Annotated in this window: 21 protein-coding genes; 11 read left to right on the top strand and 10 right to left on the bottom strand. The window is 67.8% G+C overall.

Features of this window, described 5'->3' with window-relative positions; translation table 11 throughout:
- Positions 1 to 146: 146 nt before the first annotated feature.
- Both J8847_RS22345 and J8847_RS22340 read right to left on the bottom strand, forming a co-directional pair.
- A complete protein-coding gene (locus J8847_RS22345; RefSeq protein ID WP_211526884.1) occupies positions 147 to 608 on the bottom strand; it encodes a copper chaperone PCu(A)C in 462 nt (153 codons plus the stop codon).
- Positions 609 to 657: 49 nt separating this feature from the next.
- A complete protein-coding gene (locus J8847_RS22340; protein WP_211526883.1) occupies positions 658 to 1,200 on the bottom strand; it encodes a YaeQ family protein in 543 nt (180 codons plus the stop codon).
- Between the two features lie 98 nt (positions 1,201 to 1,298).
- Here J8847_RS22340 and J8847_RS22335 point away from each other — a divergent pair, with 98 nt between their 5' ends.
- The 8 genes from J8847_RS22335 to J8847_RS22300 all read left to right on the top strand — a co-directional run bounded on the left by J8847_RS22335 (position 1,299) and on the right by J8847_RS22300 (position 9,641).
- Positions 1,299 to 2,330 (top strand): NADP-dependent oxidoreductase, encoded by a 1,032-nt coding sequence (locus tag J8847_RS22335; RefSeq protein ID WP_211526882.1) that lies wholly within the window; start codon positions 1,299 to 1,301, stop codon positions 2,328 to 2,330.
- An 84-nt stretch (positions 2,331 to 2,414) separates the two neighbouring features.
- On the top strand, positions 2,415 to 2,807 hold the full coding sequence (locus J8847_RS22330) for a phasin family protein (RefSeq protein ID WP_211526881.1): 393 nt from the start codon (positions 2,415 to 2,417) through the stop codon (positions 2,805 to 2,807).
- Positions 2,808 to 2,919: 112 nt separating this feature from the next.
- Complete coding sequence (locus J8847_RS22325; protein WP_211526880.1) at positions 2,920 to 3,258, top strand: KGG domain-containing protein; 339 nt, start codon at positions 2,920 to 2,922, stop codon at positions 3,256 to 3,258.
- A gap of 183 nt (positions 3,259 to 3,441) precedes the next feature.
- On the top strand, positions 3,442 to 3,954 hold the full coding sequence (locus J8847_RS22320) for a M48 family metallopeptidase (RefSeq protein WP_211526879.1): 513 nt from the start codon (positions 3,442 to 3,444) through the stop codon (positions 3,952 to 3,954).
- A gap of 198 nt (positions 3,955 to 4,152) precedes the next feature.
- The gene (locus J8847_RS22315) at positions 4,153 to 5,409 is read left to right on the top strand and encodes a porin (protein WP_211526878.1); all 1,257 of its coding nucleotides are present in this window, start codon (positions 4,153 to 4,155) and stop codon (positions 5,407 to 5,409) included.
- Between the two features lie 8 nt (positions 5,410 to 5,417).
- Entirely contained in the window at positions 5,418 to 5,849 is a 432-nt protein-coding gene (locus J8847_RS22310) for a phosphate ABC transporter substrate-binding protein (RefSeq protein WP_211526877.1), read from the top strand.
- 1 nt (position 5,850) lies between these two features.
- On the top strand, positions 5,851 to 8,544 hold the full coding sequence (locus J8847_RS22305) for an EAL domain-containing protein (RefSeq protein ID WP_211526876.1): 2,694 nt from the start codon (positions 5,851 to 5,853) through the stop codon (positions 8,542 to 8,544).
- Complete coding sequence (locus tag J8847_RS22300; RefSeq protein ID WP_373999975.1) at positions 8,541 to 9,641, top strand: diguanylate cyclase; 1,101 nt, start codon at positions 8,541 to 8,543, stop codon at positions 9,639 to 9,641. Before J8847_RS22305 ends, J8847_RS22300 begins: the two co-directional genes overlap by 4 nt.
- Positions 9,642 to 9,727: 86 nt before the next feature.
- Here the strand turns inward: J8847_RS22300 and J8847_RS22295 are convergent, their stop codons facing one another.
- From J8847_RS22295 to J8847_RS22265, 7 genes are all read right to left on the bottom strand, one after another.
- Positions 9,728 to 10,315: a TIGR00730 family Rossman fold protein gene (locus tag J8847_RS22295; RefSeq protein ID WP_211526875.1), complete on the bottom strand. Its 588-nt coding sequence runs from the start codon at positions 10,313 to 10,315 to the stop codon at positions 9,728 to 9,730.
- An 11-nt stretch (positions 10,316 to 10,326) separates the two neighbouring features.
- Complete coding sequence (locus J8847_RS22290; RefSeq protein WP_211526874.1) at positions 10,327 to 11,022, bottom strand: TetR/AcrR family transcriptional regulator; 696 nt, start codon at positions 11,020 to 11,022, stop codon at positions 10,327 to 10,329.
- 90 nt (positions 11,023 to 11,112) lie between these two features.
- On the bottom strand, positions 11,113 to 11,529 hold the full coding sequence (locus tag J8847_RS22285) for a phasin family protein (RefSeq protein ID WP_211526873.1): 417 nt from the start codon (positions 11,527 to 11,529) through the stop codon (positions 11,113 to 11,115).
- 60 nt (positions 11,530 to 11,589) lie between these two features.
- A complete protein-coding gene (locus tag J8847_RS24550; protein WP_211526872.1) occupies positions 11,590 to 12,348 on the bottom strand; it encodes a response regulator in 759 nt (252 codons plus the stop codon).
- Between the two features lie 79 nt (positions 12,349 to 12,427).
- Entirely contained in the window at positions 12,428 to 13,330 is a 903-nt protein-coding gene (locus J8847_RS22275) for a triacylglycerol lipase (RefSeq protein WP_211526871.1), read from the bottom strand.
- 17 nt (positions 13,331 to 13,347) lie between these two features.
- Entirely contained in the window at positions 13,348 to 14,973 is a 1,626-nt protein-coding gene (locus J8847_RS22270; RefSeq protein WP_211526870.1) for a GMC family oxidoreductase, read from the bottom strand.
- Positions 14,970 to 15,491: a twin-arginine translocation signal domain-containing protein gene (locus J8847_RS22265; RefSeq protein ID WP_211526869.1), complete on the bottom strand. Its 522-nt coding sequence runs from the start codon at positions 15,489 to 15,491 to the stop codon at positions 14,970 to 14,972. The genes J8847_RS22270 and J8847_RS22265 overlap by 4 nt, the downstream gene beginning before the upstream one ends.
- Before the next feature lie 138 nt (positions 15,492 to 15,629).
- Here J8847_RS22265 and J8847_RS22260 point away from each other — a divergent pair, with 138 nt between their 5' ends.
- A complete protein-coding gene (locus tag J8847_RS22260; protein WP_211526868.1) occupies positions 15,630 to 16,274 on the top strand; it encodes a DUF6058 family natural product biosynthesis protein in 645 nt (214 codons plus the stop codon).
- Between the two features lie 7 nt (positions 16,275 to 16,281).
- Here J8847_RS22260 and J8847_RS22255 read toward each other — a convergent pair whose 3' ends face one another.
- On the bottom strand, positions 16,282 to 17,046 hold the full coding sequence (locus J8847_RS22255; RefSeq protein WP_211526867.1) for an RNA methyltransferase: 765 nt from the start codon (positions 17,044 to 17,046) through the stop codon (positions 16,282 to 16,284).
- 189 nt (positions 17,047 to 17,235) lie between these two features.
- Here J8847_RS22255 and J8847_RS22250 point away from each other — a divergent pair, with 189 nt between their 5' ends.
- Positions 17,236 to 18,015 carry an inositol monophosphatase family protein gene (locus tag J8847_RS22250; protein ID WP_211526885.1) on the top strand — a complete coding sequence of 260 codons (780 nt, stop codon included), beginning with the start codon at positions 17,236 to 17,238 and terminating at the stop codon, positions 18,013 to 18,015.
- Positions 18,016 to 18,277: 262 nt separating this feature from the next.
- On the top strand, positions 18,278 to 19,498 hold a 1,221-nt coding region (locus J8847_RS22245), incomplete at its 3' end, for a DEAD/DEAH box helicase (RefSeq protein ID WP_211526866.1).

Below are 19,498 nucleotides of genomic sequence, written 5' to 3'. Positions count from 1 at the left end.
CGGCATGCATATGCCGCGTGTAACTTGGGTCCCGGCCTTCGCGGGGACGACGGTTTCAAGGCTAGCGTTCCAATGACGATTTTGTAGCCTGCGCCCTCAGCACGTCTTCCCGGCGAAGGCCGGGACCCAAGTTTGCCAGCACTGTGTCAATGCCCCGCGTGCACCGAATACGTCAACGGTTTCACCGGCACCGCCACCTTCAGCTCCTGCCGCTTCCTGGCCGCATCCTGCACCACCAAGGTCAGTTCCACGTTCTCCCCTTCCTTCAGCTGCCGCTTCAGGTCGAACAGCATCACGTGATACCCGCCGGTCGCCAGGTTCACCGGTTTCCCGGCCGGCAGGTCGATGCCGTCCACGCGCCGCATGCGCATCACCTGCCCATCCATGGCCATTTCGTGCAGCTCGGCGCGGCCGGCGACCTCGGTGCGCACCTCGACCAGGCGCACGGGCGCGGCCGACTGCACCTGCATGAAGGCCCCGGTGCTCTTCTGCACCGGCACCGTGGCGCGGATCCAGGGATCCGTGACGCTCACCTGTGCATATGCGGAGGTGGACAACAAGGCGGCGCCGAATATGGCGGAGAAGCGGGCAAGAATGCGAGAAATCATGATCGTCAATCCAAAACGGAGAACCCGATTATAGCGCCGCGAACAATGCTCAGCTGCCGCCGAACAGGACCTCCCGCTCGACCAGCACCGTCTCGACGCCGTCGGTCAGCCAGATCTGGCCGTCCTGGATCGTGCACTGCAGCTGCATCGAGCGCTTGGCCAGCTTTTCCAGCTGGGCGCTGGTCTCGGCCGGGATGTTCACGACCGTGACCTTCCTGGCGCGGTCGATCTTGTTGGCGATGCCCTTGAACCAGATGTTGCTGGTGGCGCTGTAGCTGTACACGAACACCCGCTCCGCGCGGCTGCAGGCCTTCAGGATGCGCTTTTCGTCGGGCTGGCCGATGTCGATCCACAGGTCGATGGCGCCGGTCAGGTCCTTCTGCCACAGGTCGGGTTCGTCGACGTCGAACAGGCCCTTGGTGAAGCCCAGCGCCGGGTCGGCGTGGATGGCGAAGGCGAGCACGCGGATCATCATGCGCTCGTCCGTCTCGGACGGATGGCGCGCGATGGTCAGGCCGTGGTCGCCGTAATAGTGGCGGTCCATGTCGGCAATCGACAGGTCAGCCTTGTAGATGGTCGCTTTGAGAGCCATGGATGGATTTTGCTGGAATTCGGAACCCGCTATTGTCGCACGCGCCACGCCGCAGGCGGTATAGTCTTGTTGCCAATATCATCATGGAGACCGCAAATATGACCAACGCATTTCCGCCGAACCAGCAGTTCCGCCTGGCCTCCCGCCCGGTCGGCCTGCCCAGCCGCGACAACTGGCAGTTCCACGAGGAAGCCGTGGGCGAGCCGCCGGAAGACGGCATCGTCGTCAAGGTGCTCTACCTGTCGCTCGACCCGGCCATGCGCGGCTGGATGAACGAAGGCAAATCCTATATCCGCCCGGTAGCGATCGGCGAGGTCATGCGGGCCGGCGGGCTGGGCGTCGTGGTGGCGTCGCGTTCGCCGCGCTTCGCCGTGGGCGACTACGTGGCCGGCGGCACCGGCGTGCAGCGCTACTGGTCGGGCGCGGCCGACGACAAGACGGCCGCCTTCGTCAAGATCGATCCGCGCATCGCCGCTCCGACCGCCTGGCTCAACACCCTGGGCATGCCGGGCATGACGGCCTGGTTCGGCCTGCACGAAATCGGCCAGCCCAAGCCCGGCGAGACGGTGGTGGTGTCGGGCGCCGCCGGCGCGGTCGGGATGACGGTCGGCCAGCTCGCCAAACAAATGGGCTGCCGCGCGGTCGGCATCGCCGGCGGCGAGGACAAATGCCGCTTCGTGGTCGAGCAGCTCGGCTTCGACGCCTGCATCGACTACAAGGCCGGCCCGGTGCACGCCGCGCTCAAGGAGCATTGCCCGCAAGGCGTGGACGTCTACTTCGACAACGTCGGCGGCGACATCCTGGACGCCGTGCTTACCCGCATCAACATGAAGGCGCGCATCGTCATCTGCGGGGCGATTTCGCAGTACAACGCCACCGCCCAGGTCAAGGGGCCGTCCAACTACCTGTCGCTGCTGGTGAACCGGGCGCGCATGGAAGGAATGGTTGTATTCGACTATGCGGCGCGCTATGCTGAAGCAGTGCAGCAGATGGCGCGCATGCTGCAGGAGGGCCGTCTGAAAAGCGTCGAGTACGTGGCCGAAGGTTTTGAAAAATTCCCGGAGGCGCTGCTGATGCTGTTCGAAGGACGCAACCTGGGCAAGCTGGTGCTCAAGGTCGCCGACGCATAAGGGGTGGGCGGGCCCGCCCACGAACTTCCTTCGCCGCACCGGGTCTTACTGGTCCCGGCAACGGCAGGTTTCGATGGAGCGACCATGTTCCCTTTCCCCGATATTCCCAACGCCAATCCCGCCCTGCGCTCCCAGTTCGACGCCCAGGTCGGGCTCCTGGCTCAGCTCTCGCAGCGCAACTGCGACCTGTTCGAGCGCCTCAGCGCCCTGAATCTCCAGATGGCGCGCCAGGCCATCGACGATGCGATCGACACCGGCCGCGAACTGGCCGCCTGCACCGATCCCTTCCAGATGAGCGCCACCGCCGTGCACCGGCTGCAGCCGGCCGGCGAGCATTTCCGCAGCTATCAGCAGGAGCTGTTCAATGTGCTGGCCAACACGCAGATGCAGCAGATGCAGCCGGCACAGGCTGTACGAGAGGCGGCGAGCGGGTTCTCCCATCCGGGCCAGCCGCCCGGCGATACCGGGCCGCGCTGAAGACCGCAGCGGACGGAACTAACGCCAGCCCCTCCTCTCTAAACGCACGAGCGCAGCCATAAAGCGCTCGGAGTACCCACACAGACCGCATCAAGGGCACAAGGAGATCGACATGGCGACTAGCAAGGAAAGCGGTAGCAAGGGCGCGGCCAGTCCGGGCAATGTGCAGAAAAGCGGCCAGCCCGCCAAGCGCGGGTTCGCAGCAATGGACCAGAACCAGCAGCGCGAAATAGCAAGCAAGGGCGGCCAGGCCGCTCACCAGAAAGGCACGGCGCACGAATTCGATTCGGAGGAAGCGCGCCGCGCCGGGCAGAAAGGCGGCGAAGCAGTCAGCCGCAACCGCGCCCACATGGCCGATATCGGCCGCAAGGGCGGTGAAAGCCGCCAGTCGGCACAGCGGGCAGCCGCTGCTGCCGCCAAGGGCAACCGTCAGGGCGAGAAAGAAGGCTGAGCATCCAACCCGACCCGCCGCCACCCGGCGGCGGTTTGACGCCGGGCCCGCCTTGGCCGATGCACGCGGGTGACCGTACCGCATTGCGCCACCTTGCGACGCCTTCGCGACGAAGGCCTTTGTTGTAGCGCTGCCATATTGCCTGCCTCGTGGCAGCGTGGCCTGTGCTACATTCTCGCCTCTATGCAGACCCTGAAATACCTCACCGCCTACCCGGAACCATTGCGCGCCCAGGTCAGCCAGCTCATCGGCCAGAACAAGCTCGGCGACGTCCTGCTCCAGCGCTACCCCGAGGCCCACGGCATCCGCACCGACAAGGCGCTGTATGCCTATGTGCAGGAACTGAAGGACACCTACCTGCGCCAGGCCGACCCCGTCTCCAAGGTCGCTTACGACAGCAAGATCCAGGTGATCCAGCACGCCCTCGGCCTGCACACGGCGATCTCGCGCGTCCAGGGCAGCCGCCTCAAGGCCAAGCACGAGATCCGCATCGGCGCCGTGTTCCGCGACGCGCCCCTGCCCTTCCTGCGCATGATCGCCGTCCACGAACTGGCCCACCTGAAGGAGAAGGAGCACGACAAGGCCTTCTACAAGCTGTGCTGCTGGATGGAACCGGCCTACCACCAGCTCGAGTTCGACCTGCGCCTCTACCTGACCTGGCTCGACCTGTCGGGCGAGCGTTTATGGGCCGCGTGAGAGCGTCATCCGGCGCCCGCCTCCGCCCCCTGTCCGACACGTTGCCGTCAAACAACAATCATTGTCAGAATAGCCAATTGCCCCGCGTAAAGTTCTCGACTTACTTACGCGCGGCGGGTAAAGTTTGACCGAACTGAAGCATTCGCATCGTTCCTCCCGGATCATTCTGGCTGCCGGGGCCGCCCATCCGACATCAGCATGTATCAGCAACTCACAACCGGCAAGCTGCTCCCTGCCGTGCTCGGCACCGCCATGCTTGCATGGGGCATGTCCGCCCAGGCGCAAGCCGCCGACTCGTCCGCCTTCAACTGGAAACTGTCCGGTTTCGGGACGGTCGGCGCCGTCCACTCCAGCAACCCGCACGCCGACTTCACGACCTCGCCCCTGAAGGCGCACGGCGCCGGCCACTCGGAGTCCTGGAGCCCGGACGTCGACACGCGCTTCGGCGCCCAGCTCGACGCGTCCTATGGCCGCTGGTCGGCCGTGCTGCAGGTGGTGAGCGAACAGCGCCTCGACGGCAGCTACCGCCCGCTGGTGGAATGGGCCAACGTCAAGTACCAGGTCACCCCGGATCTCGCCGTGCGCGCGGGCCGCATCGCGCTGCCGATTTTCCTGGCGGCGGACTACCGCAAGGTCGGCTATATCGTGCCCTGGGTGCGTACCCCGGTCGAAGTCTACGGCGGCCAGCCGCTGAGCGGCAGTGACGGCGTCGACCTCACCTGGCGCTGGAACCGCGGCGGCTTGCGCAACACCACCCAGGCCTTCTATGGCCACATCGACCTCAACCTGTACAACGAACTGCGCCTGCAGGCCTCCGGCATCGCCGGCCTGTCGCACAGTATCGAACAAGGCGCGTTCAGCGGCCGCATCTCGGCCGGCACCGCCAGCCTGACCACCGACATCGGCAAGGGCCTGTTCACCGCCCTGCGCGCCTTCGGCCCGCAAGGCGACGTGCTCGCGCGCCGCTACGAAATCGTCGACAAGCGCATCCAGCTCCTGAGCGCAGGCGCGAGCTACGACCCGGGCGACTGGTTCGTCACCGCCGAAGGCGGCCGCACCCGCACCCACTCCCTGCTCGGCGACATGAGCGCGCTGTACGTGGGCGCCGGGATGCGCTTCGGCGCCTTCACCCCCTACGCCGGCTATGCGCGCGCTCGCGCCGAGACCTCGGCCACCGATCCCGGCCTGCCGCTGGCCGGCCTGCCGCCGCGCGCGGCCGCCACCGCCAGCGCGCTCAACGCCGGCCTGAACGCCTACTTGTTCTCGATGGCGGCCCAGACCACCTGGAGCACCGGCGTGCGCTGGGACGTGGCGCCGAACATGGCCCTCAAGGCCCAGTACGAACGCGTGCGCCCCGAGGACGGCACCCGCGGCTTCTTCTCCAACACGCAGCCGGCGTTCCGCTCCGGCGAGGCCACCCACGTGACGAGCGTGGCGCTGGACTTCGTATTCTGAGGAGCAGCATGGGATTCCGACTCCGTCACCTCCTCGGTGCCCTGGCGCTCAGCTTCGGCGCCGGGGCCAATGCCTCGGCCGAGCTGGTCGTCATCGTCTCGGCGCGCAATCCGGCGCCGGCGCTGAACAACGACCAGATCGCCGCCATCTTCCTTGGCCAGTCGGGACGCTTCCCGGACGGCGCCGAGGCCGTCGCCCTCGACCAGCGCATCGGTTCGCAGGAGCGCAACCAGTTCTACCAGCAAGTCGCGGGCAAGACCCCGGCCCTGCTCAAGGCCCACTGGTCGAAGATGGTCTTCACCGGCCGCGGCCAGCCGCCGCGCGAAGCGCCCGACAATGTCGCGGTCAAGCGCATGGTGGCGGACAATCCGTCGATGATCGGCTACATCGAGCGCAGCGCCGTCGACGCGAGCGTGCGCCCGATCATGGTGCTGCGCTGACATGAACTCGATCGCCCGATCCGCCCTGCCCTCACGCCCGGCCCGCGCCCGCCGCTCGCGGCTGACGCGCTGGCTCGGCATCGGGCTCGAGACCTATGTGTCGCTGCCGCTGTTCGCCCTGGTGCTGGTGGGCGCGCTGTGGTTCGCCACCCTGCACGTGATCGAGTCCGAGCGCCGCGCCGCGCAGGAGGCCGCGCTCGACGCCACGCGCGAGCTGGTCGACACCTACGAAGCCCAGATGGCGCGCAGCCTGAGCGGCATCGACCAGACCCTGCGCGTGCTCAAGTACGCGGTGGAGCAGAACGGCGCGACCGGCGCCCTGCCGGCCCTGGCGGCCCAGGGCCTGCTGCCGCCCGGCCTGGTGTTCCAGGTCGCGATCATGGACGCCGACGGCCATGTCCAGGCCAGCAACCCGCCGTTCGGCAAGCGCGACCTGCCGGACGCGCCCTGGCTCCCCTTCCACCGCAACACGCCGCACGACACGCCCTACGTCAGCGAGACCACGGGCGGCGCCGAGCCGCACCTGCATTTCACGCGCCGCATCAACGACGCCGCCGGCCGCTTCGCCGGCGTCGCCATGGTGGCGGTCGATCCGTCCTACTTCACCAGTTCCTACGAGCGTTCGCGCCAGGGCGACCGCGGCCTGCTCGGCCTGGCCGGCCGCGACGGCGCCGTGCGCGCGCTGCGAATCGGCGAAAGCGTCTCCTGGGGCCAGCGTTTCGTTCCCGGCGCCGCCGACACGGTCGCGCTGCGCGATATCGGCGTGGACAAGGAGCTGCGCTACACCAGCACCCGCCCGCTGAGCGGCTTCCCGCTGGTGGCCGTGGTCGGCCTGTCGCAGGACGAGCAGATGGCCCGGTTCGAGCAGCAGCGCCGCGCCTGGCTGCTGGGCGCGGGCGCCGGCAGCGCCCTCCTGCTCGGCGTGGTCACCCTGGTCAGCGCCTGGTCCTGGCAGCTGGCCAAGGCGCGCCGCCGCGAACGCCGCGCGCAGCAGACCTATGCCGCCGCCTCCGAGGGCAGCCTGGACGCCTTCTTCGTGCTGCGCGCCATTCTTGGGCCGGGCAACAGCGTGACCGACTTCATCATCGAAACCACCAACGGCCGCGCCGAGCAGCTGACTGGCCTGAGCAAGGCCCAGATGGCGGGCCAGCGCATGTCGGTGCTGCTGCCGGCCTCGCTCGGCGCCAGCATTTTCGAGGACCTGGCGGCGGTGGCCCTGGACGGCGTCCCGCGCGAAGCCGAATGGCAGGCGCACGCCTTGCCGGTGCCGGACCGCTGGCTGTACCGCCAGGTAGTGCCGGTCGAAGGCGGCGTGGTGGCGATCGTCAGCGACATCACCGAGCGCAAGCTGACCGAGCAGCGCATCCGCCACCTGGCCCACCACGACGACCTCACCGGCCTGCCCAACCGCAGCCTGCTGCGCGACCGCCTGGGACAGGCGATCCGCGACGCCGAGCGCAAGGGCAGCGCGGTCGGCCTGGCCTTCATCGACCTGGACGGCTTCAAGCTGATCAACGACGGCCTGGGCCACAACGCCGGCGACGAACTGCTCAAGGTAGTGGGCGCGCGCATGGGCCGCTGCCTGCGCCGCACCGACACCCTGGCGCGCTTCGGCGGCGACGAATTCGTGATCCTGCTGCCCGAGCTGTCGGGCGACCCGATGGCCATCACCCCGCTGCTGGAAAAGGTGCGCCAGGCCGTCACCGAGCCGGTGCTGGTCGAGGGCCAGGAAGTCCAGGTCAGCTCGAGCATCGGCGTGGCCTTCTACCCGCGCGACGGCGCCGACACCAACACCCTGATGATGAATGCCGATGCCGCCATGTACCGCGCCAAGGACATGGGCAACAACAACGTGCAGTTCTACGCCAGCGAGATGAACGCCAGCGTCGAGGAGAAGCTGGTGCTGCTCGAAGGCCTGCGCTCAGCATTGGAGAGCTGCGTCGATACCTGCGCGGCGAACGGCCCCTGCCAGTTCCAGCTGCTGTACCAGCCCAAGGTCGACCTCCGGACCGGCCGCCTGTTCGGGGTCGAGGCCCTGATCCGCTGGCACCATCCGGAACACGGCATGATCCCGCCGCAGCGCTTCATCTGCCTGGCAGAAGAAAGCGGCCTGATCGTCCAGATCGGCGAATGGGTGGTGCGCACCGCCTGCCGCCAGGTGCAGGCATGGCGCGCCGCCGGCCTGCCGCCCGTGAGCGTCTCGGTCAACGTCTCGGCCCGCCAGTTCGAGGAAAAGCGCCTGGTCGAGCGCATCGAAAGCGCGCTGCGCGACACCGGCCTGGCGGCGGATGCGCTGGAAGTCGAGGTCACCGAGAGCTCGATCATGCGCGACCTGGCCCGCTCGATCGACAAGATGCGCGAACTGAAGGCAATGGGCGTGTCGCTGTCGATCGACGACTTCGGCACCGGCTATTCGAGCCTGTCGGCCCTGAAATCCTTCCCGATCAGCCGCCTCAAGATCGACAAGTCCTTCGTCAGCGACCTGGCGGACAGCCAGGACGACCAGGCCATCGCGATGGCGGTGATCTCGCTCGGCCACAAGCTGAACCTGCGGGTCATCGCCGAAGGCGTGGAAACCGAGCAGCAGCGCGACTTCCTGCGCGCCAACGATTGCGACGAAATGCAAGGCTATCTGTTCAGCCGGCCGGTGCCGGCCGAGCAGATCGCCGCCATGCTCGCGGCGGTGGCCGCGTGACCCGCCCGAATAGCATCTGGCGCGCTCTGGCCGGTTCCGAGCGCGGCCTGCGGCGCATGCTGCAATACTGGGCCGCCACCGCCCTGCTCTACCTGGCCGCCATCGCCATGGTGGAATGGCAGGTGCTGTACGGCTTCAGCGAGGTGGGCGCCATGCGCCGGCTGGAGGTGTTCGGCATCGGCGGCATCCTGTGCTTCTATTTCCTGGTCCGTTTCAGTGCGCCGCTGCGGCTCAAGCCCGAGGTGCTGGCCGTGACCCAGGCCCTGTACGCGATCGGCTGCGGCATGTGGTCGTATTCGATCAGCGGACCGGTGCGCGGCGCCATGCTGCCGATGACGGTGGTGGTGGTCGCCTTCTGCATGTTCGCGCTGCGGCCGCGCCAGACCCTGGTGCTGACCGCGGTCGCGCTGGCCGCCATGGGCGGCACCATGTGGTGGCTGCAGGCCCAGGATCCGGTGCGCTTCCCGCCAGAAGTCGAGGGAATCACCTTCGGCTACCTGGCGGCCGCGCTGCTGTCGACCGCGGTGCTGACCGGCGAGATGCACAAGCTGCGCGCGCGCCTGAAGCGGCGCAAGAAGGAGCTCGAGCTGGCGCTCGACACCATCCGCCAGCTGGCCACGATGGACGAACTCACTTCGCTGGCCAACCGGCGCCACATGAACGAGGTGCTGGCCGCCGAGGAGCGGCGCGGCCCGCGCGGCGCGGGCACCTGCGTGGCGCTGCTGGACATCGACTTCTTCAAGCAGGTCAACGACCGCTACGGCCACGCGGCCGGCGACGCGGTGCTGCGCGCCTTCGCCGCCACCGCGCGCGCGGCCCTGCGCAGCCACGACGTGCTGGCGCGCTGGGGCGGCGAGGAATTCCTGCTGCTGCTGCCGGATGCGAGCCCGCAGGATGCGCGCATGGTGCTCGAACGCATGGCGGAACGCGTGCATGCGATGCGGGTGGACGGGCTGGAGCAGGAAAGGCGGATCAGCTTCTCGGCCGGGCTGACGGAGCGGCGCGATGGGGAAGCGTTTGCGGATGCGATCAATCGGGCGGACAAGGCCTTGTATCGGGCCAAGGAAGCTGGGCGGGATCGGATCGAGGTGGCGTAACAGTATTGCTGGCAGTAAGACCGTCGTACGCGCCAGTGGCGCGTACGACGGTTTTCAGGTTACTGGTTTGCGGTGGCGCAGGCACTTCACCCGCGCAAAATCTCGCCTTCCACATCCTCGCCCGCGGCCGGCACCGCCACCGCGCGCAGGCGCCTGATCAGGGCCACCGGATCTTCCTCGATCAGCATCAGCCCCTCGTGCTCCGGCTTGACGAATCCTTCCTCGCGCTGGTGCCGCACGAAGGCTTTCAGCCCGTCATAAAAGCCCTTCGTATTCAGCAGTCCCACCGGCTTGGCGTGAATGCCCAGCTGCGCCCAGGTCACCATCTCGAACAGCTCTTCCAGGGTCCCCATCCCGCCCGGCATGGCGATGAAGCCTTCCGACAGGTCGGACATCATGGCCTTGCGCTCGTGCATGTCCTTCACCACGAACAGCCGCGTCAGCCCGGCATGGCCCACTTCGCGCTCGACCAGGGCCTTGGGGATCACGCCGGTGGCTTCGCCGCCCAGGCGCAGCACCTCGTCGGCGATCACGCCCATGAGGCCGACCTTGCCGCCGCCGTAGACCAGGCCGATGTTGTGCTCCACCAGGGCGCGCGCGCGCTCGCGCGCCGCCTCGGCATACAGGGGATTGGCGCCGTGCGAGGCGCCGCAATAGACGGCGATGGTTTTCATGGGGCGTAAGACTACACGAATTCGGCGCCGGGGCGCGCCTCGGCGGACAGCTTCTTGAGGTATTCCTCGGACAGCTTCTCGAACAGCAGGCGGGTGTCGCCGCGCAGGTAGGGGCCGACCATGGACAGCACCTGGTAGCAGCCGCGCGCCAGGGCGTCGGCGATCGCCTGCTGCTCGCTGTACTTGCGCGGGTTGCGCACGTATTCGTAGGACAGCCAGTAGGTCGCCACCACCACCATGTTGGTCGCCATCGCGCCGATCTGCTGGTCCGAGGCCTCCAGCGAGCCTTCGCTGCGCAAGTCCTCGCACAGCTGGCGCGCCACCTTGATCTTGTGCGCCAGGATGGCCTTGAAGTGCAGTTCCAGCTTGCGGTTACGCGACAGCAGGTCGTTCAGGTCGCGGTAGAAGAAGCGGTAGCGCCAGATCAGCTCGAACATCAGGTGCAGGTAGAGCCACACGTCCTCCATGTTGGAGCGGCGTCCGGCAGGCACCGTGAGGATGCGTTCGATCTCCGCCTCGAACTGGACGAAGATCGAATTGACGATGTCGTCCTTGTTGCGGAAATGGTAGTACAGATTGCCCGGAGAGATGTTCATCTCCTCGGCAATGACCGTGGTCGTGATGTTCGGCTCGCCGAATTCGTTGAACAGCCTGAGCGACAGCTCGAGGATGCGTTCGCGGGTACGGCGCGGAGCTTTCTGTTGCATGTAAGCGAGGTGTAAGTGTGTTCCCGAAAGCATAACATCGAACGGTCGTTCGTAGAATCTTTCCGGCCTCCACTTCTGTTGCGTTTTTGCTCAGCCGGCGCTCTCGCCGGCGGGCGGCAGGCGCCGCGCCAGCTCGGCCACCTGGGCCTCCAGCTCGGCCACGCGGCCCTGCAGGGCCTCGACGTCGGCGGCCACGGGCGCGCCGATGCGCGCCAGGGCGCGCGCCACGCGCTCCTCGAATACCTGCTCCAGCTGGTTCCAGGAATTGGTGCCGCGGCGCTTGGCCCGCTCGGCGGAGCGGCCCACGGTGTCGGTGGCGTCTTCGACCTCGCGCGCATAGCGCTGCAGTTCGCTGCCGTCGCGCACCAGGCGCGTGAAGGACGTGCCGCCCTCCTTCTGGGCCTTGGCGAAGGCGCCCAGGCCCGCCTGCCAGATCTGCTTGGCGGACGCGCGGACCGCCTGGGCGAGGGCCTCGTCGTCGTCCGGCGCTGAAAGTTTCTTGGTCATGGAGTGCCTCTCGCTGCATGCAATGCGGGCATTGTAGTGCCGCCCGCTAGAAGCGAGGTTCTAAACGCGGGCGCGCCGCGCATGCAAGCGGAATGCCTCTTCGAGATAAGCGCGCAGTTCGCCCGCCGCCACCGGCTTGGCGTAATGGGCGTCGGCCACGCCCGCGGCCACCGCGGCTTCGATCTCGGCCAGGTCGGTCTGGCCGCTCAGCATCAGGCGCACCGTGTCCGGCTGCCGCCGCGCCGCTTCGGCCAGCAGTTCGGTGCCGCTCATGCCCGGCATCGACTGGTCGCACACGATCACCTCGACCGGCTCGCGCGCCAGCAGGGCCAGCGCGTCCGCGCCGGAAGCGGCACTGAGCACCCGGTAGTCCTGCCCGGACAGCATGTCGGCCAGCACGCCCAGCATGAAGCCGTCGTCATCGACCAGCAGCACGCTGCGTTGGGGTGGCGCGGACGGCGGGAGGAAGGCCTCCAGCTCGGCCACGAAGCTCTCCGGTTCGATCGGCTTGCTGATGTAGCCGTCGAAGCCGGCCGCCAGCACGTGTTCGCGGTCGCCCGCCATCGCCAGCGCGGTCACCGCCAGCACCGGCACCCCGGCCAGCTCCGGCTCGGCCTTGAGCGCGGCCAGCACCGCGAAGCCGTCCATGCCGGGCAGGTTGACGTCGCAGGCCACCAGGTCGGGGCGCTCGCTGCGGGCCGCCGCGACGCCGCGTGCCCCGTCAGGGGCGGTCAGCGGCGTGTGGCCATAGGCGCTGAGCAGGAAAGACATCAGCTCGATGTTCGCTGGATTATCTTCGATGATGAGGATACGGGCCACGGAACGCTCCGGTTTACTGCAATGATGTCACTGTAACATGACGGCGGCCTCATGCGATGTAGTCCGGAAGGCGTGGTTCTTATGGCCGCGACACCTCGTCCATGACCGCGTCGAGCACGCGCGGATTGCGTCCCAGGGCCACGTGGCCGACGCCTCCGAAGGCCAGGTTGCGCGCGCCTTCCAGCTCGCTGGAGGTCTGCGGGGCGATGATGTTGTCGTGGTGGGTGTAGATCGAGGTGATCAGCGCACGCGTGGCGGCGTTTTCGCCGGCTTCCAGCGCCTGCAGCCAGGCGCTGGCGCGCCGCATCTGCGCCGCGTTGATCCCGAGGCCGAAGGCGGCCAGGCTGGTGCCGTGGTGCGGGCTGCCGAGCGTGATCACGCGCGCCACCAGCGCCGTGCCGTAGGCGCGCATCCAGGCGCGCGCCACCAGTCCGCCCATGCTGTGCGCGACCACGGTCACGCGCGGGGCGCCGCTCTGCCGGCACAGCGCCTCGACCGTATGCTGGACCAGCTGCGCGTAGCCGTCGATGTCGCCGGTGACCGGCTCCAGGTCGAGCGAGGCGTGGCTGATGCGGGCCGCGTCCAGGCGCCGCGCCAGTTGGCACCAGTAGCCGCTGTTGCAGCCGTAGCCGTGGATCAGCAGCACCGGCGGCAGCGTCGAATCCCGATAGATGCGGGTGCGCGGCACGGCGCGCGGGCCGTGCCAGTTCGCATACAGCATGCTGGACATGAATTCTTCGGCGAACAGGCGCAGGCTGCCCAGCGGCTTGAGGCGGAATTCGCTCGGCGTCGGGCTGGCGCAGCGCGCGCTCATCACGAAGTTGTTGGCGTTGATGAGCATGCGCACCAGGACCACGGCGCCCAGGCCGGCGGCGAAGGCGGTCCAGCGGCTGGCCCCGGCCTCGGTCAGGGCCACGCCGATGCCGAGCGCCGCCAGCACCTGCACCAGGATGATCAGCCGGAGAATGCCGCGTGCACTCATCGCTTCCTCATTGCTTCCTATGCGAGCGGGGCCGCCTGGCGTCCCGTCAAGGCCGCGGCCAGGCCGCTCGCCAGGCGCGCCGTCAAACCGTAGATGCTCAGCTGCGGGTTGGCGCCGACCGAAGTCGGGAACAGCGAGCCGTCGTGCACCGACACGTTCGCCAGCCCGCGGTAGCGGCCGTTCGCGTCGGTCACGCCCAGGCGCTCGTCGCCCGACATGGCGCAGCCGCCCATCACGTGGGCCGACACCACGCGCGTCAGGTGCAGGCGCTGCGGCAGCCCGGCGATGCCGCGCCTGGCCTCGGCCCAGCTGGCGTAGCGCGGCGCCATCTCGTGCCCGGTCAGCACCTCGCGCGCGCCGGCGGCGAACTGGATCTCGGCCATGCTGAGCAGCGCGCGGCGCGCGCCCTCCCACAGGACATCGTTGAGGGGATAGTCGAGCTCCGGGCTGCCGTCGGCGCGCAAGGCGACCCTGCCGCCCTGCGAATCTTCGTGGAAGCCGTCGCGCAGCAGCGCCAGCATGGCGTGCGTATGCGGGAACTCGCGCATGATGTCCGCGTGGTGCGCGCCGAAGCCGCTCATCTTGGTGGCCATCAGCAGCGGGTGCAGCGGCGGGGCTTCGAGCTTGTAGCCCATCGGTCCGTCGACCGGCGCCTGGTGCAGGAAGTGGTCGGAATACACCGTCTGCGGCGCGCCGGCCCAGCCGTCCACGCGCTGCGGGAAGATGGCGGCCGAGATCACGGTGGGATGCAGAAAGGTGCGGCGGCCCAGCATGCCGCTCGGGTCGGGCGCTTCGGAACGCAGCAGCAGCGCGGGCGAGTTGATCGCGCCGCCGGCCACCACGTAGTGGCGTGCGCGCAGGCGCAGCACGCGCCCGCTCGGGCGCAAGCCCTGCGTGTCGAGGGCCTGGCAGACCAGCTCCTCGACGTGTTCGCCGCGGATCGCGAAGCGCTCGGCGCGGGCGCGCGTCAGCAGGGTCGCGCCATGATCGAGGGCGGCGGGAATCGTGGTCACCAGCATCGACTGCTTGGCGTTGGTCGGGCAGCCCATGCCGCAATAGCCGAGGTTCCAGCAGCCGTTCACGTTGCGGCGGATGAAGCCCGTCGGAATGCCGAGCTTTTCCGCGCCGCGCCGCAGGATGTCGTTGTTCTCGTTGGGAGCGGCCTGCCAGTCGCCGACCTTCAGGCGCCGCTCGGCCATCTCGAACCAGGGCGCCATGGATTCCGGCGTGGCGTCCGGCAGCGCATGGCGCCGCTTCCACCAGGCCAGCGTGTCGGGCGGCGTGCGGAAGCTCGAGGTCCAGTTGACCGTGGTCGAGCCGCCCACGGTGCGGCCCTGCAGGATATCGATGCCCTTGTCGGCCGTCTTGCGCGCGGCCGATTCCTGGTACAGCGAAGGATAGGCCTCGGCCTCGCGCATGTTGAAGTCGCGCGAGGACAGCAGCGCGCCCTCCTCCACCACGATCACGGACAGGCCCGAGCGGGCCAGGATCTCGGCGCTGATGCCGCCGCCCGCGCCGCTGCCGACGATGACGACGTCGGCCTGCATGCTGCGATCCTCCGTCAAGCCGGAGGCGTCGACCACGTCCCAGCCGCGCGCCAGGCCGGCCCGGATCGGATCGGGGATGATGTGTTCCTTGCTCATGCCAGCTCTTTCATGGGCCCGGGATAGCCGATCGCTTCCCAGCCGGCCGGCTGGGCGTACCAGGCGCCCAGCACCAGGTCGTGCAGCGCGTGGTAGGCGGTGCGCAGCAGGCCAAGGCGGTGCAGGCGCCAGTCCTGCAGGAAGGCGCTCACCTGTTCGGGGCGGGCGTTCTCCCAGCCGCCCGGGATGCCGGTGAGGACGCGCCGCGCCGGCGCCAGGGAGAGCAGTCCGAACAGGTCCTGCACTTCCTTTTGCGTGGCGGGCGGCAGGCCGAGGATGGCGGCATGGACGCCCTCGATGGCGGCGGCCAGCGCTTGCCGGCTCCGGGCCTGGTCAGGCGGCAGCGCACCGGCCAGGATCGCCGGCGCGATCGCATGCAGCGCGGCGCGCGCCTCGCCGTCGAGTGCAAAGCGGTGCGGCGGCGCGCTGTGCGCCGAGCGATACCAGGCGCCGCCCCCGGCCAACAGGATGGCGGCCAGGCCGCCGGCTTGCAGGAAAGTCCTGCGTGATGTCCCCATGCTCATCCTCTTGTGTTTTTTCTAGTGTACGACAAAGGTCCCGCCCCGCCACCGCCAGCGGGCCGGACTAGAGGAGATCGTCTATATGCTTCGACCCGCGCCGAAGCGAGGGACCGGGCTACCCGCTAGGATGGCGGCATGGAACTCATCGACTACCTCAACCAGCACTTCTTCACCCGCGCCCAGTTGCTGGCGGCCGCCTGCCTGGCCCCGGAGCACCTGGATGCGCTCATCCGCGATGGCGCGATGCCGAAGCCTTCCTACCGGCTGCGCCTTGCGCTCGGCTGCGACTCGTTTTTCGGGCCGCATGCCGCGGAGCACGCCGTCGAGTATTACGCACGCGGCTATGCCGCCTGGATAGGCGCGCTGCAGGCGGCGCCGCGGGATCCTTTCGGGATGTTCGCGCGGCGCTACCGCGAGGCGCTGGCCGCCCTGCCCCTGGAGAGCGGCGATCCGAAGCTGAACGATGGCCTCGACGCCCATCTGCACGACGAATGGGGGCACTTCCTGGACGGGACTTACGGGCTGTGCACCCGTTCCGGACTACCGGAAGACATCGCGGCCAAGGAACTGGCCATCTGCGTCATCCGCGAATCGACGCAATCTCAAGCGCCCGACCTGGCGCGGCTGCAGGCCGCGGTCGACCTGCTGGACCGCGCCAGCAGCCCGTTCGCGCCGCACGAAAGGCTGCGCAGCTCGCGCCATCGCTACATCGATGGAATCCGCGCCCGCTACGGCTTCGATGCAAAGGATATTTGCACCGAGCGGCCAGGATGCAAATAGTGTTTGCCTAGTCTTTCGAAGGCGCGTGCTTGAGGATCTGGCGTGCGATGCCGCGCAGGATGTTGACTTCCTCGGTCTCGAGCTGGGTGCGCGCGAACAGGCGCTTCAGGCGCGGCATCAGCTTCCCGGGGTTGTCGGGCTTGAGGAAGTCGATCGCCACCAGTGCTTCTTCCAGGTGCGTGTACATGCCTTCGATCTGGGTGACGCTGGCGGCGTCGCCATGGAAGCCCACGCCGCGCAAGTCGACGCCGTCGCCGGTCGCGGCAAGGCGCGCCTCGTAGGCCAGCACCTGGGCCGCCTGCGACAGGTTCAGCGACGAGTAATCGGGATTGGCCGGGATGTTGATCAGGACGTTGCACTGCTCGACAATGTGGTTCGGCAGGCCGACCCGCTCGTTGCCGAGCACCACGGCTGGACGCAGTTCCGCCTGCCGGGCCGCGTGGCTGGAGAAGGCGCGCGGGGTCCAGACCGGCGGCGAGAATTCGCGCAGGCGCGCCGACACGGCGGCAGCGAAGTTGCAGCCTTCCAGCGCCTCGCCGATGCTGCCGGCGATGCGGGCATTCTGCAGCAGGTCGCCCGCGCCGCTGGCGAAGGCCACCGCTTCCGCATCGTTCAGGGGATCCTCGCACTTGGGGGTGACCAGCACCAGGTCGCTGAATCCCATCGTTTTCATGGCCCGGGCGACCGCACCGATATTGCCCGCGCGGCTGGTTTCGACCAGCACAAAGCGCAGCCGGGTGAAAAGAGAAGTGTCGGGTTGGGTCGAGTTCATTTACAATAGCGCCATCGCGCGGTGTGCGAACGGTTCGAAAGCGGCTTGGGTTGATACCTGAGGCCCGCGATTGTAACGGGTTCGGCACCGCTTTGCTCTTTAATTCACTCTTATAGCCGACCGTTCACAGCGCCCTGGTGCGTTCGTGGGCCGTTCGCGTTTTTTCACGGAAAAGCCTCCATGCACCCAATGCTCAACACGGCCATCAAGGCCGCTCGCCGCGCCGCCACCGTCATCAACCGCGCGTCCTTCGATATCGACCGCATCACCGTCTCTGAAAAGCAACACAACGATTTCGTCACCGACGTCGACCAGGCGGCGGAACAGGCGATCGTCGAGACCCTGCTGAAGGCTTATCCGGATCACGCGATCCTGGCCGAGGAAAGCGGCGCGTCCGCCAACCTGAACGACGAGAGTGAAAACGTGTGGATCATCGACCCGATCGATGGCACCACCAACTTCCTGCACGGCTACCCCAACTACTGCATCGCCATCGCCCTGCAACAGCGCGGCGTGATCACCCATTCCCTGGTCTATGACCCGGTCCGCAACGACCTGTTCACCGCCAGCAAGGGCGCCGGCGCCTACCTGAACGACAAGCGTATCCGCGTGCGCAGCACCGACCGCATCGCGCGCGCCCTGCTCTCGAGCGGCCACGGCCCGGATCCGCGCGCGCTGGCCGAATACCTGCGCATGTACGAAGTCGTCGCCTCGCGCAGCCACGGCGTGCGCAGCGGCGGCTCGGCCGCGCTGGAGCTGGCCAACGTGGCCGCCGGCCGCATCGACGGCTACTTCGAGAAGGGCCTGAAAGTCTGGGACATCGCCGCCGGAGCGCTGCTGGTGACCGAGGCGGGCGGCATCGTCGGCGAGTTCAACGGCGAGTCGGACTACCTGCACAAGGGCGACGTGATTGCCGCCGGCCCGAAGGTATTCGGGGGCCTGATCCCGCTGTTGTCGCCTTTCGCGTAAAATACCCTCCGTGCTTCCGGGACGGAGGCCGGCCACAAGCCACCCTGTCCCGCGTCAACGGCTGGAAAGTGCCCGTTAGTTTTGCACAAAACTTTCCATAGTGAAACATTCTCACTATAATCCCGGCTAGCCGCACTGCGCACTTCGCGACATGCGGCAGCGTCCGGGCGGGATGCGGCTCGGCCGCCCGCCTGCACTATCCGATCCGAGTTCCCTGGACTGGCGCCTTTCATGGCGACGGGCCACTCTTTACTGAGAATTTATGTCTTTTTCTACACTTGGTCTGTCTGACGTCATCGTGCGCGCCGTTACTGAACAGGGTTACTCCGCCCCGACGCCGATCCAGGCCCAGGCCATTCCTGCTGTCCTGAACGGCGGCGACCTGCTGGCCGGCGCCCAGACCGGCACCGGCAAGACCGCCGGCTTCACCCTGCCGATCCTGCATCGCCTGTCGACCGACAAGACCGGCGCCGCCTTGCGCAACAAGACCGCTCCGCGCACCATCCGCGCCCTGGTGCTGACCCCGACCCGCGAACTCGCGGCCCAGGTCGAGGAAAGCGTGCGCGTGTACGGCAAGTACACCAACCTGAATTCCGCCGTGATCTTCGGCGGCGTCGGCATCAATCCGCAGATCAAGCTGCTCAAGCATGGCGTGGACATCCTGGTGGCGACGCCGGGCCGCCTGCTCGACCACGCGGGCCAGGGCACCGTCGACCTGAGCAAGATCGAAATCCTGATCCTGGACGAAGCCGACCGCATGCTGGACATGGGCTTCATCCACGACATCCGCAAGGTGCTGGCCCTGCTGCCGCCGAAGCGCCAGAACCTGCTGTTCTCGGCTACTTTCTCGGACGATATCAAGGCCCTGGCCGACCGTCTGCTGAACAACCCTGCGTCGATCGAAGTGGCGCGCCGCAACTCGACCGTGGAAGTGATCGCGCAAAAGATCCACCCGGTCGACCGCGACAAGAAGCACCCGATGCTGTCGCACCTGATCAAGTCGAACAACTGGCACCAGGTGCTGGTGTTCACGCGCACCAAGCATGGCGCCAACAAGCTGGTGGAACAGCTGGGCAAGGACGGCATCGGCGCGATGGCGATCCACGGCAACAAGAGCCAGTCGGCACGCACCAAGGCCTTGTCGGAATTCAAGGACGGCAGCCTGCAGGTGCTGGTGGCGACCGACATCGCGGCGCGCGGCATCGACATCGACCAGCTGCCGCACGTGGTGAACTACGACCTGCCGAACGTGCCGGAAGACTACGTGCACCGTATCGGCCGTACCGGCCGCGCGGGCGCGACGGGCGAAGCGGTGTCGCTGGTGTGCGTGGACGAGCACCAGATGCTGAAGGACATCGAAAAGCTCATCAAGCAGACGCTGCCGCGTCACGTGATTCCTGGCTTCGAGCCGGACCTGAACGCCAAGCCGCAGCCGATCCAGCTGCGCAGCGGCGCCCCGGGCCACCCGAACCGTGGCCGTCCG

It is taken from the genome of Massilia sp. AB1 (assembly GCF_018119385.1).
In the GTDB taxonomy this organism is placed as follows: domain Bacteria; phylum Pseudomonadota; class Gammaproteobacteria; order Burkholderiales; family Burkholderiaceae_D; genus Telluria.
Note: the sequence above shows the minus strand (reverse complement) of the source record. Positions and strands in the feature narration are given on the sequence as shown.